General features: G+C 59.3%; 22 protein-coding genes and 1 other RNA gene. 15 read left to right on the top strand and 8 right to left on the bottom strand.

Annotated features, from left to right (window positions below; genetic code table 11):
- Positions 1-13: 13 nt before the first annotated feature.
- The gene (locus CAF63_RS09760) at positions 14-4,855 is read right to left on the bottom strand and encodes a matrixin family metalloprotease (protein WP_085684726.1); all 4,842 of its coding nucleotides are present in this window, start codon (positions 4,853-4,855) and stop codon (positions 14-16) included.
- A gap of 201 nt (positions 4,856-5,056) precedes the next feature.
- Here CAF63_RS09760 and CAF63_RS09755 point away from each other — a divergent pair, with 201 nt between their 5' ends.
- The gene (locus CAF63_RS09755) at positions 5,057-5,701 is read left to right on the top strand and encodes an MBL fold metallo-hydrolase (protein ID WP_085684724.1); all 645 of its coding nucleotides are present in this window, start codon (positions 5,057-5,059) and stop codon (positions 5,699-5,701) included.
- A 114-nt stretch (positions 5,702-5,815) separates the two neighbouring features.
- The gene (locus tag CAF63_RS09750) at positions 5,816-6,547 is read left to right on the top strand and encodes an OmpA family lipoprotein (protein WP_007956806.1); all 732 of its coding nucleotides are present in this window, start codon (positions 5,816-5,818) and stop codon (positions 6,545-6,547) included.
- Positions 6,548-6,614: 67 nt separating this feature from the next.
- On the opposite strand, the gene CAF63_RS09745 is transcribed toward CAF63_RS09750, so the two are convergent.
- Positions 6,615-7,049: a YhcB family protein gene (locus CAF63_RS09745; protein WP_039766275.1), complete on the bottom strand. Its 435-nt coding sequence runs from the start codon at positions 7,047-7,049 to the stop codon at positions 6,615-6,617.
- A gap of 144 nt (positions 7,050-7,193) precedes the next feature.
- On the opposite strand from CAF63_RS09745, the gene CAF63_RS09740 reads away from it, so the two are divergent.
- From CAF63_RS09740 to zapE, 3 genes are all read left to right on the top strand, one after another.
- Positions 7,194-7,823: an alpha/beta hydrolase gene (locus tag CAF63_RS09740; RefSeq protein WP_085684865.1), complete on the top strand. Its 630-nt coding sequence runs from the start codon at positions 7,194-7,196 to the stop codon at positions 7,821-7,823.
- 24 nt (positions 7,824-7,847) lie between these two features.
- A complete protein-coding gene (locus tag CAF63_RS09735) occupies positions 7,848-9,203 on the top strand; it encodes a tryptophan--tRNA ligase (RefSeq protein ID WP_085684722.1) in 1,356 nt (451 codons plus the stop codon).
- Between the two features lie 90 nt (positions 9,204-9,293).
- The gene (zapE, locus tag CAF63_RS09730) at positions 9,294-10,388 is read left to right on the top strand and encodes a cell division protein ZapE (RefSeq protein ID WP_085606932.1); all 1,095 of its coding nucleotides are present in this window, start codon (positions 9,294-9,296) and stop codon (positions 10,386-10,388) included.
- Positions 10,389-10,451: 63 nt separating this feature from the next.
- On the opposite strand, the gene CAF63_RS09725 is transcribed toward zapE, so the two are convergent.
- On the bottom strand, positions 10,452-11,348 hold the full coding sequence (locus tag CAF63_RS09725) for a GlxA family transcriptional regulator (protein WP_170929381.1): 897 nt from the start codon (positions 11,346-11,348) through the stop codon (positions 10,452-10,454).
- Between the two features lie 247 nt (positions 11,349-11,595).
- Between CAF63_RS09725 and CAF63_RS09720 the strand changes: the two genes are divergently transcribed.
- Positions 11,596-12,732: an acyl-CoA dehydrogenase family protein gene (locus tag CAF63_RS09720; protein ID WP_085684719.1), complete on the top strand. Its 1,137-nt coding sequence runs from the start codon at positions 11,596-11,598 to the stop codon at positions 12,730-12,732.
- Between the two features lie 104 nt (positions 12,733-12,836).
- On the opposite strand, the gene CAF63_RS09715 is transcribed toward CAF63_RS09720, so the two are convergent.
- Positions 12,837-13,877, bottom strand: coding sequence for an NADP(H)-dependent aldo-keto reductase (locus CAF63_RS09715; protein ID WP_085684717.1), 1,041 nt, complete (start codon positions 13,875-13,877; stop codon positions 12,837-12,839).
- Positions 13,878-14,121: 244 nt separating this feature from the next.
- Here CAF63_RS09715 and rplM point away from each other — a divergent pair, with 244 nt between their 5' ends.
- The 7 genes from rplM (at position 14,122) to CAF63_RS09680 (ending at position 19,009) form a co-directional block, all read left to right on the top strand.
- Complete coding sequence (gene rplM / locus CAF63_RS09710) at positions 14,122-14,550, top strand: 50S ribosomal protein L13 (protein WP_003228062.1); 429 nt, start codon at positions 14,122-14,124, stop codon at positions 14,548-14,550.
- 14 nt (positions 14,551-14,564) lie between these two features.
- Positions 14,565-14,957, top strand: coding sequence for a 30S ribosomal protein S9 (gene rpsI, locus CAF63_RS09705; protein ID WP_007956794.1), 393 nt, complete (start codon positions 14,565-14,567; stop codon positions 14,955-14,957).
- Positions 14,958-15,226: 269 nt separating this feature from the next.
- Positions 15,227-15,820, top strand: a complete 594-nt coding sequence (gene petA / locus CAF63_RS09700) for a ubiquinol-cytochrome c reductase iron-sulfur subunit (RefSeq protein ID WP_007917031.1) — start codon at positions 15,227-15,229, stop codon at positions 15,818-15,820.
- On the top strand, positions 15,820-17,031 hold the full coding sequence (locus tag CAF63_RS09695; protein WP_085684715.1) for a cytochrome bc complex cytochrome b subunit: 1,212 nt from the start codon (positions 15,820-15,822) through the stop codon (positions 17,029-17,031). The genes petA and CAF63_RS09695 overlap by 1 nt, the downstream gene beginning before the upstream one ends.
- Entirely contained in the window at positions 17,031-17,813 is a 783-nt protein-coding gene (locus CAF63_RS09690; protein ID WP_085684713.1) for a cytochrome c1, read from the top strand. The genes CAF63_RS09695 and CAF63_RS09690 overlap by 1 nt, the downstream gene beginning before the upstream one ends.
- A 148-nt stretch (positions 17,814-17,961) precedes the next feature.
- A complete protein-coding gene (locus tag CAF63_RS09685; RefSeq protein WP_065261495.1) occupies positions 17,962-18,579 on the top strand; it encodes a glutathione S-transferase N-terminal domain-containing protein in 618 nt (205 codons plus the stop codon).
- 16 nt (positions 18,580-18,595) lie between these two features.
- Complete coding sequence (locus CAF63_RS09680; protein ID WP_007956787.1) at positions 18,596-19,009, top strand: ClpXP protease specificity-enhancing factor; 414 nt, start codon at positions 18,596-18,598, stop codon at positions 19,007-19,009.
- A gap of 51 nt (positions 19,010-19,060) precedes the next feature.
- Here the strand turns inward: CAF63_RS09680 and CAF63_RS09675 are convergent, their stop codons facing one another.
- The 4 genes from CAF63_RS09675 to CAF63_RS09660 form a co-directional block, all read right to left on the bottom strand.
- The gene (locus tag CAF63_RS09675; RefSeq protein WP_085684711.1) at positions 19,061-19,639 is read right to left on the bottom strand and encodes a BON domain-containing protein; all 579 of its coding nucleotides are present in this window, start codon (positions 19,637-19,639) and stop codon (positions 19,061-19,063) included.
- The gene (locus CAF63_RS09670; RefSeq protein WP_007928463.1) at positions 19,636-20,229 is read right to left on the bottom strand and encodes a phosphoheptose isomerase; all 594 of its coding nucleotides are present in this window, start codon (positions 20,227-20,229) and stop codon (positions 19,636-19,638) included. The genes CAF63_RS09675 and CAF63_RS09670 overlap by 4 nt, the downstream gene beginning before the upstream one ends.
- Before the next feature lie 102 nt (positions 20,230-20,331).
- Entirely contained in the window at positions 20,332-20,694 is a 363-nt protein-coding gene (locus tag CAF63_RS09665; RefSeq protein WP_085684709.1) for a YraN family protein, read from the bottom strand.
- On the bottom strand, positions 20,694-22,505 hold the full coding sequence (locus CAF63_RS09660; RefSeq protein ID WP_085684707.1) for a penicillin-binding protein activator: 1,812 nt from the start codon (positions 22,503-22,505) through the stop codon (positions 20,694-20,696). The genes CAF63_RS09665 and CAF63_RS09660 overlap by 1 nt, the downstream gene beginning before the upstream one ends.
- 177 nt (positions 22,506-22,682) lie before the next feature.
- Here CAF63_RS09660 and rsmI point away from each other — a divergent pair, with 177 nt between their 5' ends.
- Both rsmI and rnpB read left to right on the top strand, forming a co-directional pair.
- Positions 22,683-23,588 (top strand): 16S rRNA (cytidine(1402)-2'-O)-methyltransferase, encoded by a 906-nt coding sequence (gene rsmI, locus CAF63_RS09655; RefSeq protein WP_085684705.1) that lies wholly within the window; start codon positions 22,683-22,685, stop codon positions 23,586-23,588.
- 73 nt (positions 23,589-23,661) lie between these two features.
- An RNA gene (gene rnpB / locus CAF63_RS09650) (RNase P RNA component class A) lies at positions 23,662-24,015 on the top strand.
- Positions 24,016-24,113: the final 98 nt, after the last annotated feature.

Here is a 24,113-nt window from a genome sequence, read left to right as displayed (position 1 = left end):
GGCAGCTAAGGGATCAGACGATGACGTCGTTCGCACTGAGCGAGTTGACGCCCACCACTTGCACTTCGAAGTGCCCCCCAGCGTCTGCGCTCAGGTTGCCCGACAGGACGTTATCTGCAAAACGCAGTTGCCCCAGCCCGGTGAATTCACTGGAGCCAATGAACGTCAAGTGTTGATAGCCGAGGGTCATCGGGTCAATGTCGAATTTGGAGAAATCGATTTTGTCCCCTTCCAGTGCGTTGAAATCGGCAATGACGTTCTGCGAGGAGCTTGTTCCGAATTCCTTTCCGAGATTGATCATGTTAGTGATGGCAAAGGTGTCAGCCCCGGTACCGCCCGTCAACGTGCTATGTCCCCACCCACCGTACAGTGTGTCGTTTCCTTCCCCACCGAACAGTTTGTCGGTTCCGCCATTGCCGCCGAGTACGTTGTTGCCGGCGTTACCCGTCAGAATGTTATCGAGGTTGTTGCCCCACATTGTCAGGTCTGCGCTGCCGAGCAGGGTGCCGTCCTCGACGTAATCCGAAAGGTTGTAATCAACCGAAGTGCGGATCAGGTCGTGACCGCCATTCTGGAACTCGAAGATGAGGTCATTGACGTTATCCACAATAAAGATATCGTCGCCGCCCTCGCCAATCATGCGATCAGCGCCGAGACCGCCCGACAGGATGTTGTTGCCATCGTTGCCGTGCAAGACGTTTTCCATGGCATTACCTGTCAGATTCAGGTTGGCACTGCCAATCATCTGACCATCTTCGACGTTGTCCGCCAGTGTGTAGTCGATGCTGGTGTTGACGGTATCAATCCCCTCATCCGCGAGTTCAACGATAACGTCGTTGATGTTATCCACGTTGTAGACGTCATGCCCGGCTCCACCAATCATGGTGTCTGCGCCTAGCCCGCCATCGATGTAGTTGGTGGCGGAGTTGCCTGTGATGGTGTTGTCCAGCGCATTGCCGGTGAGTGCACCCCATGTGTCGCCAAACATCGTCAAGTCTTCAACATTGGCGCCGAGGGTGTAGCTGATACTGGTTCTGACCAGATCATGCCCTTCGCCGATCTGCTCGATCACGACATCGTTGATGTTATCCACAACGTAGGTGTCGTTGCCGGCGCCACCGATCATGGTGTCGGCTCCCATGCCGCCGTCGAGAATGTTGTTGCCGATGTTGCCGGTGATACGGTTGTTGACCGCGTTGCCGGTGCCGTTGAGGTTGGTGCTGCCGATCAGGATCAGGTTTTCGACGTTGGCGCCGAGGGTGTAGTCGATGCTCGCGAACACGCGGTCGAGTGCGGCCAGCGAGGCGTCGGTTTCGATGACCACGTCGCCGACGTTGTCGACGTAGTAGGTATCAACGCCGTCGCCGCCGATCATGGTGTCGGCGCCGAGGCCGCCGTCGAGGGTGTCGTCACCGGCGCCGCCGCTGAGGGTGTTATTCATGGCGTTGCCGGTGAGCACGTTGTTCAGGCTGTTGCCGGTGCCGTTGATGGCGTTGTCGGTCAGCGCCAGATTTTCCAGGTTGGCGCCCAGTGTCCAGTCAACCGACGCACGGACGGTGTCGATTTCGTTCGCCAGGGTGCTGGTCTCGGTGATGATGTCGCCAGCGTTGTCGACGACATAAGTGTCGTTGCCCAAGCCGCCAATCAGCGTGTCGATGCCGGCGCCGCCGTCGAGAATGTTGTCACCGGCGTTACCGGTCATACGGTTGCTGACCGCGTTGCCGGTGCCGTTGAGGTTGCCATTGCCGGTTAGGATCAGGTTCTCGACGTTGGCGCCGAGGGTGTAGTCGATGGAGGCGAACACGCGGTCGAGCGCGGTCAGCGAGGCATCGGTTTCGATGACCACGTCGCCGACGTTGTCGACGTAGTAGGTGTCGACACCGTCGCCGCCGATCATGGTGTCGGCGCCGAGGCCGCCATCGAGGGTGTTGGCCGCTGCGTTGCCGGTCAACGTGTTGTTCAGCGCGTTACCGGTGCCGTTGACGGCGTTGCCGGTGAGCACGAGGTTTTCCAGGTTGGCGCCGAGTGTCCAGTCAACCGATGCGCGTACGGTGTCGATCTCGTTCGCCAGGGTGCTGGTTTCGGTGACGGTGTCGCCGACGTTGTCGACGATATAGGTGTCATTGCCCAGACCACCGATCAGCGTGTCGGCACCCAGGCCGCCGTCAATAATGTTATTGCCGTCGTTGCCGGTGATGCGGTTGCTGACCGCGCTGCCGGTGCCGTTGAGGTTGGCCGTGCCGGTCAGGATCAGGTTTTCGACGTTGGCGCCGAGGGTGTAGTCGATGGACGCGAACACGCGGTCGAGTGCGGTCAGCGAGGCATCGGTTTCGATCACTACATCGCCGACGTCGTCGACGTAGTAGGTGTCGACGCCATCACCTCCGATCATGGTGTCGGCACCTGCGCCGCCATTGAGGGTGTTGGCCAGGGCGTTGCCGGTGATGCGGTTATCCCGCTCATTGCCGGTGCCGTTGACGGCGCTGCCGATCAGGATCAGGTTCTCGACGTTGGCGCCGAGGGTGTAGTCGATGGAGGCGAACACGCGGTCGAGCGCGGTCAGCGAGGCATCGGTTTCGATGACCACGTCGCCGACGTTGTCGACGTAGTAGGTGTCGACACCGTCGCCGCCGATCATGGTGTCGGCGCCGAGGCCGCCATCGAGGATGTTGGCCGCTACGTTGCCGGTCAACGTGTTGTTCAGCGCGTTACCGGTGCCGTTGACGGCGTTGCCGGTGAGCACGAGGTTTTCCAGGTTGGCGCCGAGTGTCCAGTCAACCGATGCACGTACGGTGTCGATCTCGTTCGCCAGGGTGCTGGTTTCGGTGACGGTGTCGCCGACGTTGTCGACGATATAGGTGTCATTGCCCAGACCACCGATCAGCGTGTCGGCACCCAGGCCGCCGTCAATAATGTTATTGCCGTCGTTGCCGGTGATGCGGTTGCTGACCGCGCTGCCGGTGCCGTTGAGGTTGGCCGTGCCGGTCAGGATCAGGTTTTCGACGTTGGCGCCGAGGGTGTAGTCGATGGATGCGAACACGCGGTCGAGTGCGGTCAGCGAGGCATCGGTTTCGATCACTACATCGCCGACGTCGTCGACGTAGTAGGTGTCGACGCCATCACCGCCGATCATGGTGTCGGCACCTGCGCCGCCATTGAGGGTGTTGGCTGCAGCGTTACCGGTCAGCGTGTTGTCCAGCGCGTTACCGGTGCCGTTGATCGCATCGCCGGTGAGCACGAGGTTTTCCAGGTTGGCGCCCAGAGTCCAGTTCACCGACGCGCGCACGGTGTCGATTTCGCTGGCCAGCGTGCTGCTTTCAGTCACCGTGTCGCCGATGTTGTCGACGATATAAGTGTCATTGCCCAAGCCGCCATTCAGGACGTCGGCACCCGCGCCACCATCGAGGATGTTGTTGCCCGAATTACCATTGATGTAGTTAACGCCGCTGTTGCCGGTGCCGTTGAGATTGGCGGTACCGGAAAGCGAGAGGACTTCTATGTTGGCGCTCAAGGTGAAGTCGACCGACGACCAGACACTGTCGATCTCGCCGGCCAGGGTGCTGGTTTCGACGATGGTGTCGCCGACGTTGTCGACGATATAGGTGTCGTTGCCGAGTCCGCCAATCAATGTGTCAGCGCCTGTGCTGCCATCAAGGATGTTATTGCCATCGTTACCGGTGATGCGGTTATTGACCGAGTTGCCGGTACCGTTGAGGTTGCCGGTGCCGGTCAGGATCAGGTTTTCGACGTTGTTGCCGAGGGTGTAATCGATGGACGCGAATACGCGGTCAAGGGCGGTCAGCGAGGCATCGGTTTCGATTACTACATCGCCGACGTTGTCGACGTAGTAGGTGTCGACGCCGTCGCCACCGGACATGGTGTCGGCACCTGCGCCGCCATCAAGCGTGTTGTTCAGTGCGTTACCGGTGAGGATGTCGTTGAACGCAGAACCGATGGCGTTCTCGATCTTGGCCCCGTAGGCAATCGCCAGCCCGTCATTAATCGCGGTCTGGTTGTTGTAATCGATGAACGCCTTGCCGATCTGGCTGTAAGCGCCTTCATTGAGGTTGATGCTGACGGCCGCGAGCTGGTTGCTGCCATCGATGGTGTCGTTGCCGCCGCCATCCCAGATGGTCTCGAAAATCGACTGGTTGGCTGCCCACTTGTAAACAGTGTCACCGGCCTGCCACGCCATGTTGGCGCCATACAGGCTCTGGATCGCGATGATGTCCAGCACCATTGGCGTGGTTGGCTGGTAGGAATAATTGCTGTTGTAGCTCATCACCGTGAAGTGAACATCATCGAGCGTCGGGTCGAGCAGGGTCTTGTTGGTCGAGCTGGCGTCGAACGGGTGCTTGAGTCCCAGCGCATGGCCGATTTCATGCACGAACGTCATGTAGTCGTAGGTGCCTTTGCCCGGGTTCGGATCATTGGTCTGCGGACCGATCCAGACATCGCCGGCGACTGGCGTATTGGCCGGGAAGTAAGCCCACGCAGCGGTCTTGTCGTCCATCAAGCGATAGCCGCCAAAACGCATGTCACCGACGTTGAAAAGGGTGTCGGTGGTCAGCGTGAAGTTGAGGTTGGCGACGGCACTCCAGGCGCCCAGCGCGCTGGTGATTGCGGTTTTTTGTCCGGCCGTGAGCTCATACAGTGCGTTGTATTCGTTGTCGGGGCTGTAATCGGTCACGAAATACGAAGTGACCGGTGCCATGAAGCTATAGCTCAGGTTGGTCGGCCCAGTCGGACTCCAGTTGGCTCCCAGCCAATAGGTGCCGGAGATGAGGCTGTCGACGAGGGCATTGCCTGTCAGCGTGGAGGGCAAACTGATCGAATACGTCTTGGGCGTTGGCATAGGATTTCCTGAGAGCTATGCGACCCTTCCTGAATGCGGCCGCTACAAAAAAAACGCGATTTTGCACCAGAATTTATACATTTGACATCATATGGCCACTATTTCTGATTAGTGGCGTCAAATTACTGGCCTGGCACTCTGTATCGGCGTGTGCAGTAGAATTCTGAAAAAATGCTGTCCGCCGCCTGTCGAGGATTTTTCATGTCAGTTGTAACGCCTTCTCTCATCCGCGAAACCTTCCCCGTCGGCCCGCTCCAGTGCAATTGCACGATCATCGGCGACCCGATCACCAAAAAAGCCATCGTCGTCGATCCAGGCGGCAATCCTGACCTGATCATGGCGCGCCTCGATGCGCTGGGCCTGAAAGTGGTCAGCATCATTCACACCCACGCGCACCTCGATCACTTCCTGGCTTCCGGCCAGATGAAAGAGAAGACCGGCGCCACCTTGCATCTGCACAAAGAGGATCAGTTCCTGTGGGACAACCTCGAGATGCAATGCCAGATGTTCGGCGTGCCTTACACCCCGGTGCCGTCTCCCGATCGCTGGTTGAGCGACGATGAAGAGCTGGCCTGTGGTTGTGGCGTGGCGCTGCACACCCCGGGGCATACGCCAGGTTCCATGAGCTTCTGGTTTTCCGAGGCTAAGCTGTTGATAGCCGGCGACACATTGTTTCGTCGCGGAGTAGGGCGCACGGATTTGTGGGGCGGCGATCAGGCGACCATCGTGCGATCGATCAAGCAGCGGCTGTACACCCTGGATGAGGACGCGACCGTTGTGGCCGGACATGGGCCGGATACGCGTCTGGGGGATGAAATGCGCGAGAACCCGTTTGTGCGTGCCTAAACATTTTGTCACGGGTGCCCAGCGGAATTTTTGTGCATTGTCATGATCCAACGCCCGCACGGGCCAGTTGCCAATGGCCGCTGCACCACAGAATGCAAAATGTAGGAGCACTCCATGTTCACCACGCGTCGTTTGATTATTGTCGCTACTGCCGTGGCCGTCTTGTCCGGCTGCGCCTCGCCCAACCCGTATGACAATCAGGGTCAGGCCGATGGCGGCTCCCAAGGCATGAGCAAAACCGCCAAGTACGGTGGCCTCGGAGCACTGGCCGGCGCGCTGGCCGGTGCCGCCATCGACCACAACAACCGCGGCAAGGGTGCGCTGATCGGCGCAGCCGTCGTCGGTGCCTCGGCCGCCGGTTACGGCTACTACGCCGACCAGCAGGAGAAAAAACTGCGCGCCAGCATGGCCAATACCGGGGTTGAAGTGCAGCGTCAGGGCGATCAGATCAAGCTGATCATGCCGGGCAACATCACGTTCGCCACCGATTCGGCGAACATCGCTTCCAGCTTCTATCAGCCGCTGAACAACCTGGCTAACTCGCTCAAAGAGTTCAACCAGAACCAGATCGAAATCGTCGGTTACACCGACAGCACCGGCAGTCGCCAGCACAACATGGACCTGTCCCAGCGTCGTGCGCAGAGCGTGGCCACCTACCTGACTTCTCAAGGCGTCAGCGGTGCCAACTTGAGTGCTCGCGGTGCGGGTCCGGATAATCCGATTGCCAGCAATGGTGACGTCAACGGCCGGGCGCAGAACCGTCGCGTTGAAGTCAACCTGAAGGCGATCCCTGGCCAGCAGTACGGTGGTCAGCAACAACCGGGTACGGTTCAGCAGTACCCGTAACCGTCAGGTACAAAAAAGCCCCCGGACAAGTGATTGTCCGGGGGCTTTTTGTTGGCGCGAAGGCTGATTACTTCTTCAGGCCGTAATGCTCGTCGAGCATGCCCGGCGAGTTCGGGGTCTTTGGCGCGTAGTCACGCGGCGGTTCCTGATCCCGTGGTGGCGTCAGGCGTTCCCGTGGAGCCTGTGCGGCCTCGGAGTGCAACGAAGCCAGCAGGCGTTGACGAGTCTGCTCGTCCAGGGCCAGGCGGTTGGCGCCCTCGGCGAGGTGATCCTGCACTTCCTGATAGCTTTGGGTCAGTTTCTTGACCAGATTGGCGGTGCTGTTGAAGTGAGTCACCACTTCGTTCTGATAACTGTCGAAACGTTCCTGAATATCATCCAGTTGACGCTGCGTGCGGCTGGGCGCGGCGTTCGGCGCAACGCGAGCGATCAGGAAACCAATGGCGACACCCACAACCAGGGCAAGAGTCGGTAACAACCAAACTAAGAGCGAGTGTTCCACGAGTCCTTCCTCTATAAACGGCTTTGCTTTACGTTAACGGCTCGAACCTGCGCTGTATACCGCGATTCACTCGCAATAGACTGGCACAGACAATTTGCTAGACGAGTCGACCCGATTCGAGGTCACGGAGTTCCTTCCTTGCTGATGCGTGAAACCCCTGTAGTAATTGATGGCCCGGTGGGGCAACTTGAGTCTTTGTATCTGGACAACGAGCAGCCTCGCGGCATCGCGCTGATCTGCCATCCCAACCCGGTGCAGGGCGGCACCATGCTCAACAAGGTCGTCTCGACCCTGCAGCGCACCGCGCGCGACGCCGGTTTGATCACCTTGCGCTTCAACTACCGCGGCGTCGGTGCCAGCGAAGGCTCCCATGACATGGGCACCGGTGAGGTCGACGACGCCCAGGCCGCTGCCGCTTGGCTGCTGGAAAAACACCCGGACCTGCCGCTGACCCTGTTCGGTTTCTCCTTCGGTGGATTTGTTGCGGCAAGTCTCGGCGGCCGTCTCGAAGCCCAAGGCATCACGCTCAAGCACCTGTTCATGGTTGCGCCGGCGGTGATGCGTCTGGGCGATCAGGATCAACTGCCGCAGCGGGGCGAACTGACCGTGATCCAGCCGGAAACTGACGAAGTGATCGATCCGCAGCTGGTCTACGACTGGTCCGACAAACTCCAGCGCCCCCATGAGCTGCTGAAAGTGGCAGAATGCGGACACTTTTTTCATGGCAAGCTGACCGATCTCAAGGATCTGATCCTGCCGCGTCTCTCGAATTGATTGCAGTCTGACAAGCGATTACCCATGACTAACCGTACCCGCATCCTCACCGGCATCACCACCACCGGCACCCCGCACCTGGGCAACTACGCCGGCGCCATCCGCCCGGCGATTCTCGCCAGCCGCGACAGCAATGCCGACTCGTTCTATTTCCTGGCCGACTATCACGCCCTGATCAAGTGCGATGACCCGCTGCGCATCCAGCGCTCGCGTCTGGAAATCGCCGCGACCTGGCTGGCCGGTGGCCTGGATGTGGATCGCGTAACCTTCTACCGTCAGTCCGACATCCCGGAAATCCCCGAGCTGACCTGGCTGCTGACTTGCGTTGCCGCCAAGGGCCTGCTCAACCGCGCCCACGCCTACAAGGCGTCGGTGGACAAGAACGTCGAGACCGGCGAAGACCCGGATGCCGGTATCACCATGGGCCTGTACAGCTATCCGGTGCTGATGGCGGCCGACATCCTGATGTTCAACGCGCACAAGGTGCCGGTCGGCCGTGACCAGATCCAGCACGTGGAAATGGCGCGGGACATTGGTCAGCGCTTCAACCACCTGTTCGGCCAGGGCAAGGAGTTCTTCACCATGCCCGAAGCGCTGATCGAGGAAAGCGTGGCCACCTTGCCGGGCCTGGACGGTCGCAAGATGTCCAAGAGCTACGACAACACCATTCCGCTGTTCTCCAGCGCCAAGGAAATGAAGGACGCGATCTCGCGCATCGTCACCGACTCCCGCGCGCCGGGCGAAGCGAAAGATCCGGACAACTCGCACCTGTTCACCCTGTTCCAGGCCTTCTCCACGCCGGCGCAGGCCGACGAATTCCGCAGCGAGCTGCTGGGCGGTCTGGGTTGGGGCGAGGCGAAGAACCGTCTGTTCCAGTTGCTCGACAACGAGCTGGGCGAATCCCGCGAGCGTTATCACCAGTTGATCGAGCGTCCGGCAGATCTGGAAGACATCCTGCAACACGGCGCCAAGAAGGCCCGTGCGGTGGCGACGCCGTTCCTCAACGAGCTGCGCGAGGCGGTTGGCCTGCGCTCATTCGTCAATCAGGTTCAGGTGGCCGCGACCACCAAGAAGAAGGCCGCGAAAGCCGCACGTTTCGTCAGCTTCCGTGAAGACGACGGCAGTTTCCGTTTCCGTCTGTTGGCAGCTGACGGCGAGCAGCTGCTGCTGTCGCGCAACTTCACCGACGGTAAAACCGCCGGTCAGGTGACCAAACAGCTGCAATCGGGTCAGGCGCTGGATGTACGCAGCGAAGACCTGAGCTTCAGCGTGTGGCTGGAAGGCGAGTGCGTCGGCGACAGCCCGGCGTTCGCCGATGCTGCTGCGCGAGATGCGGCAGTCGAGGCCTTGCGGATCGCTCTGACGCCGGTTCAGGAATAATCAACGGGCCGGCCCGACCAAGGGCCGATTGCCATTCCCACGGGCCATCGCTACAGTGACGGCCCGTTTTTGTTGCCTTGCTAACGAATTATGACGCCCCTAGAACGATATCAAGCTGATCTGAAACGCCCGGACTTCTTCCACGATGCGGCGCAGGAAACTGCCGTGCGTCATCTGCAACGCCTGTACGACGACCTGATCGCGGCCGAGCAGAACAAGCCGGGATTGCTGGGCAAGCTGTTTGGCAAAAAGGATCAGACGCCGGTCAAGGGCCTGTATTTCTGGGGCGGCGTGGGTCGCGGCAAGACTTACCTGGTGGACACCTTTTTCGAAGCGCTGCCATTCAAGGAAAAGACCCGTACCCACTTCCACCGCTTCATGAAGCGCGTGCACGAGGAGATGAAGACCCTTGGCGGCGAGAAAAACCCGCTGACCATCATCGCCAAGCGTTTCGCGACTGAATCGCGGGTCATCTGCTTCGATGAATTCTTCGTTTCCGACATCACCGACGCCATGATCCTCGGCACGCTGATGGAAGAACTGTTCAAGAACGGCGTAACGCTGGTTGCCACTTCGAACATCGTGCCGGACGGCCTGTACAAGGATGGCCTGCAACGCGCGCGCTTCTTGCCGGCTATCGCGCTGATCAAGCAGAACACCGAGATCGTCAACGTCGACAGCGGCGTCGACTACCGTCTGCGCCACCTAGAGCAGGCGGAGCTGTTCCACTTTCCGCTCGACGAAGCCGCTCATGAAAGTCTGCGCAAGAGCTTCCGCGCGCTGACGCCAGAATGCACGGCTGCCGTGGAAAACGATGTGTTGATCATCGAGAACCGCGAAATCCGCGCCCTGCGTACTTGCGACGACGTGGCCTGGTTCGACTTCCGCGAACTGTGCGACGGTCCGCGCAGCCAGAACGACTACATCGAGCTGGGCAAGATCTTCCACGCCGTGCTTCTCAGTGGCGTGGAACAGATGAGTGTCACCACCGACGACATCGCCCGACGCTTCATCAACATGGTCGACGAGTTCTACGACCGTAACGTCAAACTGATCATTTCTGCCGAAGTCGAGTTGAAAGACCTGTACACCGGTGGGCGTCTGACATTCGAGTTCCAGCGTACCCTCAGCCGTCTGCTGGAGATGCAATCCCACGAATTCCTGTCCCGGGCACACAAGCCTTAAACGAATTCGGCAAACAAAAAAGGGCCTGCAAATGCAGGCCCTTTTTTGTGTCTGGTCGAATCGTCAGGCAGCTTGCTGGAACTGCTGCCGGTACTGGTTCGGCGACAGTTCGGTGTGCTGGCGGAACAGCCGTGCGAAGAAGCTCGCATCGTCGTATCCGACTTCGTAGCTGATGGTCTTGATGCTCTTGCGACTGCCGGAGAGCAAGCCCTTGGCGGTCTCGATGCGCAGCCGTTGCAGGTAGTGCAGTGGCTTGTCACCGGTGGCGGTCTGGAAGCGGCGCATGAAGTTGCGGATGCTCATGCCGTGCTCGCGGGCCACGTCTTCAAAGCGGAATTTGTCGGCGAAATGCTCCTCGAGCCAGTGCTGGATCTGCAGGATGATCACATCCTGATGCAGCTTCTGGCCGCCGAAACCGATGCGGCCAGGCGCGTAGCTGCGCTGCACTTCATAAAGAATGTCGCGGGCCACCGCCTGGGCCACATTGGCGCCGCAGAAGCGCTCGATCAGGTAAATGTAGAGATCGCAGGCTGAGGTGGTGCCGCCGGCGCAATACAGGTTGTCGGCGTCGGTCAGATGCTTGTCCTGATTGAGATAGACCTGCGGAAAGCGCTCGGCGAAGGCATTGAAGAAGCGCCAGTAGGTGGTCGCTTCCTTGCCGTTGAGCAATCCGGCCTCGGCCAGCCAGAACACCCCGGTGGCTTCGCCGCAGAGCACGGCGCCCCGTGCGTGCTGTTCGCGCAGCCACGGCAGGATCTGTGGATAACGTTGGCACAGCGTATCGAAATCGTCCCAGAAGGCCGGGAGGATGATGACGTCGGCGTTTTCCAGGCCGCCGTCCACCGGCATGACCACGTCACTGAAACTGTTCACCGGTTTGCCGTCGGGGCTGACCAGGCGGGTTTCGAACGCCGGAGTCAGGCCGTGGCCCAGTTGTTTGCCGTAACGCAGGCTGGCCAGATGGAAGAAATCCTTGGCTTGCATGAGGGTGGAAGCGAAAACCCGGTCGATCGCCAGGATGCTGACGCGCCGCAAGGGCGTGGAGACTTGCTTGGACATAATTCAACTTTTGTTTTTATAAGGGAAAGTGGTCACCAGACGGCTGGATCGTCTTATTTTTTGTCGGATGTGTCCAGTGTCCTGTATCGGAAGCGAGGCTTAGTCTCTGAAGGTCTGATCCCCCCCAACAATAAAGAAAAGGTGCCGCATGATTCCCAGAACCTTGTTCAGCCCCGAGCACGAATTGTTCCGCGACAGCGTACGAACATTCCTCGAAAAAGAGGCCGTGCCGTTCCATGGGCAATGGGAAAAACAAGGCTACATCGACCGCAAGCTGTGGAACAAGGCGGGGGAGGCGGGGATGCTTTGCTCGCATTTGCCGGAGGAATACGGCGGATTGGGGGCGGACTTTCTTTACAGCGCGGTCGTGATCGAAGAAGTAGGGCGGCTGGGCCTGACCGGCATCGGCTTCTCACTGCATTCGGACATTGTTGCGCCGTACATCCTGCATTACGGCAGTGAGGCGCTGAAGCAGAAGTACCTGCCGAAACTGGTGTCCGGCGAGATGGTCACCGCGATCGCCATGACCGAGCCGGGTGCCGGTTCCGACCTGCAAGGGGTCAAGACCACGGCGGTGCTGGATGGCGACGAATATGTGATCAATGGTTCGAAAACTTTTATCACCAATGGCTTCCTGGCAGATTTGGTGATCGTCGTCGCCAAGACTGATCCCAAGGCTGGCGCCAAGGGCACCAGCCTGTTTCTGGTGGAGGCGGATACGCCGGGCTTCGACAAGGGCAAGCGCCTGGAGAAGGTCGGAATGAAGGCTCAGGACACGTCGGAATTGTTCTTCCAGGACGTACGCGTGCCGAAAGAAAACCTGCTGGGTCAGGCCGGGGCGGGGTTCGCCTATCTGATGCAGGAACTGCCGCAGGAACGTCTTACTGTGGCGATTGGCGGTCTGGCTTCAGCCGAGGCAGCGCTGCAATGGACGCTGGATTACACCCGTGACCGCAAGGCGTTCGGCAAGTCGATTGCCGACTTCCAGAATACCCGCTTCAAACTGGCGGAAATGGCCACCGAAATTCAGATCGGTCGGGTGTTCGTCGACCGCTGCCTGGAGTTGCACCTGCAAGGCAAACTCGACGTGCCGACGGCGGCGATGGCCAAGTACTGGGGCACCGACCTGCAATGCAAGGTGCTCGACGAGTGCGTGCAGCTGCATGGCGGCTACGGTTTCATGTGGGAATACCCGGTGGCGCGAGCCTGGGCGGATGCGCGGGTGCAGCGGATCTATGCCGGCACCAATGAAATCATGAAGGAGATCATTGCGCGGTCGCTTTGAGTTTTGCAGTGAGTTGACTGGCCCCTTCGCGAGCAGGCTCGCTCCCACAGGGATCACGCTGTACCTGTGGGAGCGAGCCTGCTCGCGAAGCTTTTAGCGGCTGATCAAGGCGCCGGGTTCGGATGATCCCTGTGAATCGCTTCGATCCCTTCCAGCACTTCCCTCGACAGCTTCAGCTCGTAGCTGGCGATGTTGCTGTCCAGTTGCTCCAGCGTCGTCGCCCCGATGATGTTGCTGGTGACGAACGGTTGCTGATTCACAAAGGCCAGCGCCATTTGCGCCGGATCCAGGCCATGTTCACGGGCCAGAGCCACGTAACGGCTGCACGCCGCTTCCGATTGCGGGTTGAAATAGCGGCTGAAGCGGCTGTAGAGGCTCAGGCGACCTTTTGGCGGACGCGCCCCACCTTCGTACTTGCCCGACAGGAAACCGAACGCCAGCGGCGAATAGGCGAGCAGGCCGCACTGCTCGCGGATGGCGATTTCCGCCAGGCCGATCTCGAAGCTGCGGTTGAGCAGGTTGTAGGGGTTCTGGATCGAGACAGCGCGCGGCCAGCCACGGGCTTCGGCCAGGGCTAGAAAGCGCATCGTGCCCCACGGCGTTTCGTTGGACAGACCGATGTGGCGGATCTTGCCGGCCTTCACTTGCTCATCGAGCGCTTCGAGGGTGTCTTCAAGCGGCGTCAGGTTGGCTTCGGTCTGGTGCTTGTAGCCCAGCTGTCCGAAAAAATTGGTGCTGCGCTCCGGCCAGTGCAATTGATACAGATCGATGTAGTCGGTCTGCAGGCGCTTGAGGCTGGCGTCCACGGCTTCGGTGATGTGCTGGCGGTTGTGGCGCAGGTTTTTGTCGCGGATGTAGTCGATGGTGTTGCCGGGGCCGGCGATCTTGCTGGCGAGGATCCAGTCGGCGCGGTCGCCGCGGCTCTTGAAGTAATTGCCGATATAGCGCTCGGTGGTGGCGTAGGTTTCGGCTTTCGGTGGCACCGGGTACATTTCGGCTGTGTCGAGGAAATTGATCCCGGCCTCTTTTGCCCGTTCGATCTGGGCGAAGGCTTCAGCTTCAGTGTTTTGCTCGCCCCAGGTCATGGTGCCGAGGCAGATTGCACTCACGTTCAGGTCGGTACGGCCTAGCTGGCGATAGTCCATCGGGTGCTCCTTGGGCAAAACAAGCATAAAAGCAGGTTGAAATTTTTTTCGCAATCTGCATAATTGCCGACCTCTTTCTGCAGTGGAAGTGATGCCCCGCCGCCGAAGAATCTTGCCGTTGAACGGACGCGCCGACCCGAGCCCCCGAAAGCGTCTGTATCCGGCTGCCTTTGACTTGTCAAAGTACGCACTATTCAGTAAGATCCGCCGTCTTATTTACAGGCGGCCCCTGAGGCTATAAAGAATGAAAACTTTTACTGCTAAACCGGAAACAGTAAAGCGCGACTGGTTTGTCGTCGACGCTGCTGGTCAGACCCTGGGTCGTCTGGCCACCGAAATCGCGAGCCGTCTGCGTGGCAAGCACAAGCCTGAGTACACTCCTCACGTTGACACCGGCGACTACATCGTCGTAATCAACGCCGAGCAGATCCGTGTTACCGGTGCTAAAACCACTGACAAAATGTACTACTCCCACTCCGGTTTCCCGGGCGGCATCAAGTCGATCAACTTTGAAAAGCTGATCGCCAAGGCCCCTGAGCGCGTGATCGAGACCGCGGTTAAAGGCATGCTGCCTAAAAACCCACTGGGTCGCGACATGTACCGTAAGCTGAAAGTCTATGCGGGCGCTGCACACCCTCATACTGCTCAGCAGCCCCAAGAACTGAAGATTTAACGGAATAGTTCATTATGTCGGCGACTCAAAATTACGGCACTGGCCGTCGCAAGACCGCAACCGCACGCGTTTTCCTGCGTCCGGGTACTGGTAACATCTCCATCAACAACCGCTCCCTGGACACGTTCTTCGGTCGCGAAACTGCCCGCATGGTAGTTCGTCAGCCGCTGGAACTGACTGAGACTGTCGAGAAGTTCGACATCTACGTCACCGTCATCGGTGGTGGTGTAAGTGGTCAGGCTGGCGCAATCCGCCACGGTATCACTCGCGCGCTGATGGACTACGACGAAACCCTGCGTAGCGCTCTGCGCAAAGCTGGCTTCGTTACTCGCGACGCCCGTGAAGTTGAACGTAAGAAAGTTGGTCTGCGTAAAGCGCGTAAGCGTCCGCAGTACTCGAAGCGTTAATTTCGCTTCCACGTTCAAAAAGAACGCCCGATTCCTCACGGAACCGGGCGTTTTTTTATGCGTGCGATTTCTTGAATAATTGCGCTGTGACAACTTGCCACATTCGTAGACCCCCTATACTACAAGGCTTGAGGGGCAGCCCTCCGGGTAATTACCTTGTCAGAATTGGGGGTTTTCATTACCATTCGGCAAAATTTTTATAAGTACATAGATTCATATTTAGTAGATGCCTGATTTAACAGGCCACAAAGCTGATGGGAGAGGACTGAATGAGCAATGACGGCGTGAATGCAGGCCGGCGTCGCTTCTTGGTAGCAGCCACATCCGTGGTGGGTGCTGCAGGAGCGGTGGGGGCTGCGGTCCCGTTCGTGGGGTCATGGTTTCCCAGTGCCAAGGCGAAGGCTGCCGGAGCACCGGTGAAAGTGAATGTCAGCAAAATCGAGCCAGGGCAGCAGATGATTGCTGAATGGCGCGGCCAGCCGGTGTTCATTGTCCGCCGTACCGAGGAAATCCTGGGGAATCTCAAAAAGATCGAGGGTCAGCTCTCCGATCCGACCTCCAAAAACTCCACGCAACCCACTTATGTCGACCCTGAAGTGCGTTCGATCAAGCCGGAAATTCTCCTGCTGATCGGGATTTGCACTCACCTGGGTTGCTCACCGACCTTCCGTCCCGAAGTGGCGCCCGCGGATCTGGGCAAAGACTGGGTAGGTGGCTATTTCTGCCCTTGCCACGGTTCCCACTACGATCTGGCTGGCCGCGTCTACAAGTCGCAACCTGCGCCTTTGAACCTGCCAGTACCCCCGCATTCCTATGAGACCGATGACCTGATTGTCATTGGCGTCGATACGGAGAAAGCGTGATGAGCAAGTTCATGGATTGGGTTGATGCACGCTTCCCCGCCACCAAGATGTGGGAAGACCATCTCAGCAAGTATTACGCTCCAAAAAACTTCAACTTCTTCTACTTCTTCGGCTCGCTGGCGCTGCTCGTTCTGGTCAACCAGATCGTCACCGGTGTCTGGCTGACGATGAGCTACACCCCGTCGGCGGAAGAAGCTTTCGCTTCCGTCGAATACATCATGCGCGACGTCGAGTACGGTTCGATCCTGCGTCTGCTGCACTCCACCGGTGCTTCGGCGTTCTTCATCGTGGTCTATCTGCACATGTTCCGTGGTCTGCTCTACGGTTCGTACCAGAAACCGCGTGAGCTGGTGTGGGTCTTCGGCATGCTGATCTACCTGGCGCTGATGGCTGAAGCCTTCATGGGTTACCTGCTGCCGTGGGGCCAGATGTCCTACTGGGGTGCCCAGGTGATCATCTCGCTGTTCGGCGCGATCCCGGTCATCGGCAACGACCTGACCCAGTGGATCCGTGGTGACTACCTGATTTCCGGGATCACCTTGAACCGCTTCTTCGCCCTGCACGTGGTTGCCCTGCCGATCGTGATTCTCGGTCTGGTGGTGCTGCACATCCTGGCGTTGCACGAAGTCGGTTCGAACAACCCGGACGGCGTGGACATCAAGAAGCACAAAGACGAAAACGGTGTCCCGCTGGACGGCATCGCCTTCCACCCGTACTACACCGTGAAGGATATCGTCGGCGTCGTGGTGTTCCTGTTCATCTTCTGCTTCATTGTGTTCTTCTTCCCGGAAATGGGCGGCTACTTCCTCGAAAAACCTAACTTCGAGCAAGCGAACCCGTTCAAGACGCCTGAGCACATTGCACCGGTCTGGTACTTCACGCCGTTCTACGCAATCTTGCGTGCGGTCCCTGACAAGCTCATGGGCGTTATCGCCATGGGTGCAGCGATTGCGGTGCTGTTCGTCCTGCCGTGGCTCGACCGCAGCCCGGTCAAGTCGATGCGCTACAAAGGCTGGATGAGCAAGATCTGGCTGGTGGTGTTCTGCATTTCGTTCGTGATCCTCGGCATTCTGGGCGTTCTGGCCCCGACGCCAGGCCGTACGCTGCTGTCGCAGGTCTGCACCTTCCTGTATTTCGCCTACTTCATTCTGATGCCGTTCTACACCAGGCTCGAGAAGACCAAACCGGTTCCGGAAAGGGTGACTGGCTGATGAAAAAGTTATTTTTTGCTCTGATTTTTGCTGCTCTGCCAGTGCTGTCTTTCGCGGCCGAACACGGTGGTCCGGAACTGGAAAAAGTCGACATCGACGTTTCCGACAAGGCTGCCCTGCAGGATGGCGCGCGTACGTTCGCCAACTATTGCATGGGTTGCCACAGTGCCAAGTTCCAGCGTTACGAGCGTGTGGCCGATGACCTCGGCATCCCGCACGAACTGATGCTGGAAAAACTGGTGTTCACAGGCGCCAAGATCGGCGATCACATGAACATCGGCATGCAGCCGGCCGACGCCAAGACCTGGTTCGGCGCAGCGCCGCCTGACCTGACGCTGGTGGCTCGTGTTCGTGGCACCGACTGGCTCTATGGTTACCTCAAGTCGTTCTACGAAGATCCTGCGCGTCCATGGGGCGTGAACAACAAGGTCTTCCCGAACGTCGGCATGCCTAACGTGCTGGTCGGCCTGCAGGGTCGTCAGGTCGTGGGTTGCAAACAGGTACAGATCGTCGAAGACGGCAAGAAGCAATATGACCCGCTGACCGGTACGCCTCTGACTCATGAAGCGTGCGATCAACTGACCATCGTGCCGAAAACCGGAACCCTCAACGAAGAGCAATTCGATGAGAAGGTCAAGAATCTGGTAACCTTCCTGGCTTACTCGGCTAACCCGGTTAAGCTGCAACATCAGCGCATCGGTACTTACGTCTTGCTGTACTTGGCGTTCTTCTTTGTGTTCGCCTACCTGCTCAAGCGTGAATACTGGAAAGACGTGCACTGATAACGCTTCAAGCAATTGCTGTTAATCGCGCGCGCCCAAGGGCGCCTCTGAAAACGCAACGCCTGGTTCACCAGTCGTTGCGGGAGGCGTCCTCTGGGCGCGCGCGTTTTTCCGGCTCCGACTATTTCAACAAGCGAGGAGGATCGCCATGGGCGTGACCAATCGGTTGGCCTGTTACTCCGACCCCGCCGACCACTATTCCCACCGAGTGCGCATCGTGCTTGCAGAGAAGGGTGTCAGCGCCGAAATCATTTTTGTGGAGGCTGGTCGTCAGCCGCCTAAACTGATTGAAGTGAACCCTTACGGCAGTCTGCCCACGCTGGTCGATCGTGACCTGGCGTTGTGGGAGTCGACCGTGGTGATGGAGTACCTGGATGAGCGTTACCCGCATCCGCCATTGATGCCCGTTTACCCGGTGGCGCGTGCCAACAGTCGTCTGCTGATGCACCGCATTCAGCGCGACTGGTGTGGTCTGGTGGATCTGATTCTGGATTCGCGCACCAAGGAAGCGGCCCGTGCCGTGGCGCGCAAGGAATTGCGTGAAAGCCTGACGGGCGTGTCGCCGCTGTTTGCCGACAAGCCGTTTTTCCTCAGTGAGGAACAAAGTCTGGTGGATTGCTGCCTATTGCCAATACTCTGGCGTTTGCCGATTCTGGGTATAGAACTGCCGCGGCCCGCCAAGCCGCTGCTTGATTATATGGAGCGTCAGTTTGCGCGTGAGGCTTTCCAGGCGAGTCTGTCTGGTGTCGAACGCGACATGCGCTAAGGCTTAAGGAGCCGCTATGAACTCCAGTCGACCTTATCTGGTCCGCGCGCTCTACGAGTGGATTGTGGATAACGATTGCACCCCGCACATGCTGGTCAATTCCGAGTACCCGGCGGTGCAGGTGCCACAGGGATTTGCCAGTGACGGGCAGATTGTCCTGAACATTTCGCCAAGTGCCGTGCGGCACTTGCACATGGACAACGACGTTGTGACCTTTGAAGGTCGCTTCGGTGGCGTCCCGCACAGTCTGTACGTGCCGATTGCTGCAATTCTGGGGATCTATGCCCGGGAGAACGGTCAGGGCATGGTGTTCGATCTGGAGTCGCCGATGGATGACGAGGACGAGATCGAGCAGGATGACGATGTTCCGCCACCGGACAGCGAGCCGCCGCGCCCAAGCGGCCGGCCAAGCCTGAAAGTGGTGAAGTAATAAAAAAGGCGATCCGGTTGGATCGCCTTTTTTGTGCCTGCATTTTGCGGGTCAGTCGATGTATTCGAACAACTTCACAATCTTCTGTACGCCGGAAACACCCTGAACCAGGTTGGTCGCCTGGGCGGCTTCCTGTTTGGTCAGCAGGCCCAGCAGGTAGACGATGCCGTTCTCGGTCACGACCTTGATCCGTGAGCCGGGAATGCTGGCGTCGGTGAGCATCTGGGTCTTGATCTTGGTGGTCAGCCAGGCATCGTTCTGGCGGGCCAGCAGGGAGGAGGGCTGCAACACTTGCAGTTCGTTATGGACCTTTTTCACGCGCTGAACGTTGGCGGCGGCCTGTTCGGCCTTCTCCTTGAGGTCCGCACGCGGAGTCTGACCGGCCAGCAGCACTACGCCGTTGAAGCTGGTGACGACGATGTGCGAGTCGTTGTCCAGGGCCGGATCGGCCTTGGCCACGTTGACGCCGACTTTTGTTTCGATCAGCGAGTCATCGATCTTGCTGCCGAAAGTGCGGGTGCCACGGTCGTCCTCGATCGGCGCTTCGAGGCTGGCATTCACCACCGACGTGCAGCCGCTGATGCCGAGGCACAGGGTCAAGGCCAGAAGGCCAAGGCGATTAGGGGTCATTCTTCACTCCCGAACAGTTGGCTGTCGATCAGATCGCAAAGGCAATGGATCGCCAGCAAGTGGACTTCCTGAATACGTGCGGTAACGTTGGCCGGTACGCGAATCTCGACGTCTTCGGGCAGCAGCAGCGAAGCCATGCCGCCGCCATCGCGTCCGGTCAATGCTACGACAATCATTTCGCGATCATGTGCGGCCTGGATCGCCTGAATAATGTTCGCCGAGTTGCCGCTGGTCGAAATCGCCAGCAAGACGTCACCCGGCTGGCCGAGTGCGCGGATCTGCTTGGAGAACACTTCGTTGTAGCTGTAGTCGTTGGCGATCGAGGTGATGGTCGAGCTGTCGGTAGTCAGCGCGATCGCCGGCAGGCTGGGGCGTTCACGTTCGAAACGGTTGAGCAGCTCCGAAGAAAAGTGCTGGGCATCGCCGGCCGAGCCGCCGTTACCGCACGAGAGCATTTTGCCCTCGTTGAGCAGGGCGTTGACCATTACCTGGCTGGCTTGCTCGATGTGCGGTGCAAGTACGTCCATCGCCTGTTGCTTGGTGTCGATGCTGGCCTGGAAAAGCTGGCGAATTCGGGATTGCATGTCCATCTGTGTGACCTTAATTAGCGCGGCTGTTCGGCACGTGAATGTGCAGCCCGCAAAGCAAAGAGCAAAAGTGTTGAGTGAAAGTGTCCGGGTCGGAGCAGGCGGTCAACTGTCGAACGCATTCTGCAACCAGTTCAGCTGACCCTGGTGGCTGTCGATGGCCACCACGTCGAAGCGGCAGGGGGAATTGGCCCAACGCGACTCGCGCTGAAGAAAAAACTGCGCGGCGAAAATCAGTTTCTGCCGTTTGCGCCCATCGATGCTGTCGAGTGCGCCACCCCATTGAGTGTTCTTTCGGTAACGGACTTCGACGAATACTACTGTATCGCCATCAAGCATGACCAGATCAAGCTCGCCGCGTTTGCATAACCAGTTCTGCGCCAGCAGGCGCAGACCCTGGTGTTGCAGATGCTCGAGCGCCTGGCGCTCGGCATCCTTGCCGCTTTGCAGGTGTGACCTGTCGGGCATCAGCGTGGAGTGTCCGGCAGGCGCTGAACCTGACCGCTGACAAACTGCGCCCATGGCAACTGACGTACGACGCGTTGGGACTGAGTCATGCCCAGGCTGCCCGACTGACCTTCGATGCGGCTGTCTGGCAGCGCCTTGAGCTGATCCAGACGTGGCGCCAGGCGATAGGCATCGACACCCATCGCGTACAGGCGGCCGAGGCTACCGGCGGCTTGTGGCCATTGTGCGGTGACCTGCTGGCGCAGCGGATCGCTGGTTTCCAGCAGCCATGGGGTTTCGCAGAAGCGCACGCCGTTCATGTCGTTGTACTGGTTGACGTCACCGCTGGCGCTGAACACGTGGGAAGTCGCATAGACAGGCACGTCACCGGCGTACTGGAAATTCAGGGTCGGCTTGATCTGCTGCGCCTGTTGCGGGGTGGCGGCGAGGAAGATGAATTCGATGTCCTGGCGACGCGAAGGCTGGGCTGCGACGTTGGTACCGGCAGCATTCTGCAGGCTCTTGGCGCGGGCTTCGCTCTGACGCAGCTGGAACATGTCGGCGATCTGCTGGGCCAGTTGCACCGGCTGATCGACACGTTCGGTGGCGACGATGCTGCCGCCGTTGGCTTGCCAGTCCTGGCTGAAGGCACGCAGGACCCGGTCGCCCCATTCGCCTTTCGGCACCATGATGGCGGCGCGATGCAGGCCGTCGGCACGGGCTCGACGGGAGACTTCGCGGGCTTCGTCTTCAGCAGCCAGGCCGAACTGGAACAGCTGCGCCGGGCCTTGATCACCTTCGCTGTAGTTCAGGGCGAGGGTGGTGATCGGCAGTTGCGGGCGAGTGCTCAACTGTTTGACCAGCGGCTTCTCCAGCGGGCCGACGACCAGTTGCACGCCATCGGCCTGGGCCTTGCGGTAGAACTCGTCGAGGTTGGTCAGTTTCGAGCTGTCGTAGAACTCGATGGCCGGTGGTTTCTGGCCGGCTTGCTGAGCCTGATAGTGCGCGGCCATGAAACCGTCACGCAGGGCCTTGCCGACCGAGGCCAACTGGCCGTCCTGTGGCAACAGCAGGGCAATCTTGCTCAGAGGCTGGCTGGCCAGCTCCTTGAGTTTGGTCAGGGGCAGCGGCAGGTTGATCGCGGCTGGGTGTTTTGGATGCTGGTTGCGCCAGTTGTCGATGGCGGCTTGCTGCTGCTCCAGGGTGCCGGCGGTTTTAACAGCCAGGGCCAGGCTCATCCAGCCGCCGAGGTCATCGGTGGTGTTCGCTTGCAGTTGATCGGCCGGCAGCGACGCAATCAGGGTCCAGATCGCTTCATGGTTCTTGCTGGCGGCTTCGCCTTCCAGCATCGGCGCGATGAAGATGCGCTCGCGGGCGGCAGCCAGGGTCTGGCCGTCGGCTTCAAGGGCGCGGGCGCGTACAGTGCCGGCGCGAACTTGCAGGGGTACCGACATTTCGCTCAGGCGTTGCAGGCTTGGATGGCCCAAGGCAGTCAGCGCGGCTTTCGGCTGATTGCGAGTCATGGCCAGTTCAGCGGACAGCGTGCTGGCAAATGCCTGCTGGCCCGGCTGGAGTTGTTCCATTGGCACTTGCTGCAGGATTTGCGCGGACTGCCCGGCATTGCCCTGGCGGTAAGCCATGTCTGCCGCACTCAGGCGCAGCAGCGCAGCCTTGTCCGGCGATTTGGCCTGGGCAGCCTGTTCGAGCAGTTGCTCGATGGTGGCATCCGGAGTCCGTGGAAGTTCGCCAAGGCTGGAGGAAGGGGAGCTGGCGCAAGCCGCCAGCAAGGCAGCGAGGCAGAGGGCAGTGAACAGCCGCAGGCAAGCGATCATGTAAGTGTTCCTGATACTCGATCAAATTAGCGTCGAATTGTACCCAAGCACTGGCCGGGGCGCGATGTTACTGGCGTGAAACCGTCAATTTAGCTGATACAAACAGTGCGCAGCCTCACAATGGTGCGACAAACCGTGTCCGACCCGGACGCATCGTCCGGCGCCTGACGCGCTACAATGGCGGCTTTTACCGATCATGAGGTGTGCGCTTTGACTGCTCCAGGTCCTTTGAATTCCGCTGCGGGCTCGCTTTATGTGGTGGCGACGCCCATCGGCAACCTGGATGACATCAGCGCCCGCGCGTTGAAGATCCTGCGCGAGGTGGCGCTGATCGCTGCCGAGGATACGCGCCACTCCCAGCGCCTGATGCAGCACTTCGGCATCTCCACGCCGCTGGCGGCCTGTCATGAACACAATGAGCGGGATGAAGGCAGTCGCTTCATTACCCGTCTGCTGGCGGGCGACAACGTCGCACTGATTTCCGATGCGGGTACGCCGCTGATTTCCGATCCCGGCTATCACCTGGTGCGTCAGGCTCGTGCCGCCGGGATCAATGTGGTGCCGGTGCCGGGTGCGTGCGCGTTGATCGCGGCGTTGTCGGCTGCAGGTTTGCCGTCCGACCGTTTTATCTTCGAAGGCTTTCTGCCGGCCAAGGCCGTGGGCCGCAAGGCGCGCCTGGACGCTATCAAGGAAGAGCCGCGCACGCTGATTTTCTACGAGGCTCCGCATCGCATTCTGGAATGTCTGCAGGATATGGAAGAGGTGTTCGGCGCTGATCGTCCTGCATTGCTCGCTCGTGAAATCACCAAGACCTTTGAAACTCTCAAGGGATTGCCGCTGAGCGAGTTGCGGGCATTCGTCGAGGCCGACAGCAATCAGCAACGTGGCGAATGCGTTGTGGTGGTGGCGGGCTGGACTGCGCCGGAATCCGAAGACGCCGTCAGCAGCGAGGCGATGCGCATCCTCAATCTGTTGCTGGAAGAGATGCCGCTCAAGCGTGCGGCGGCCCTGGCGGCGCAAATCACCGGTGAGCGCAAAAACGTGCTTTATCAGGTGGCGCTGGATCAGCAAAAAGACGCGTAACCCGTCGCGCAGACCGGTTTGCGGGCTATTAGCGCTTGTTCTTCGGCCGCTCTGCCGTTAACCTGCGCGGCGGAGAGTCGATCGGACAGTCGCTGCCCTCTATGAAAATTAGGGGGGGGAGGAAAGTCCGGGCTCCATAGGGCGAAGTGCCAGGTAATGCCTGGGAGGCGTGAGCCTACGGAAAGTGCCACAGAAAATAACCGCCTAAGCGCTTCGGCGCCGGTAAGGGTGAAAAGGTGCGGTAAGAGCGCACCGCACGTCTGGCAACAGTTCGTGGCTAGGTAAACCCCACTTGGAGCAAGACCAAATAGGGTCCCAAGGCGTGGCCCGCGCTGGGACCGGGTAGGTTGCTAAAGATGTCCAGTGATGGCCATCGTAGACGAATGACTGTTCAAGACAGAACCCGGCTTACAGATCGACTCTCCACCTTTTTCTTTTCCCTGCTTGAATTAAAGGCGACAGGGCTGTTTATTATCAGCAGGCCTGCGCTGGAAATCCGGCAGCGGCAAACGCAGTAATAGCCAT

The sequence above is a fragment of the Pseudomonas sp. B20(2017) genome, from assembly GCF_002113125.1.
Taxonomy (GTDB): domain Bacteria; phylum Pseudomonadota; class Gammaproteobacteria; order Pseudomonadales; family Pseudomonadaceae; genus Aquipseudomonas.
Note: the sequence above shows the minus strand (reverse complement) of the source record. Positions and strands in the feature narration are given on the sequence as shown.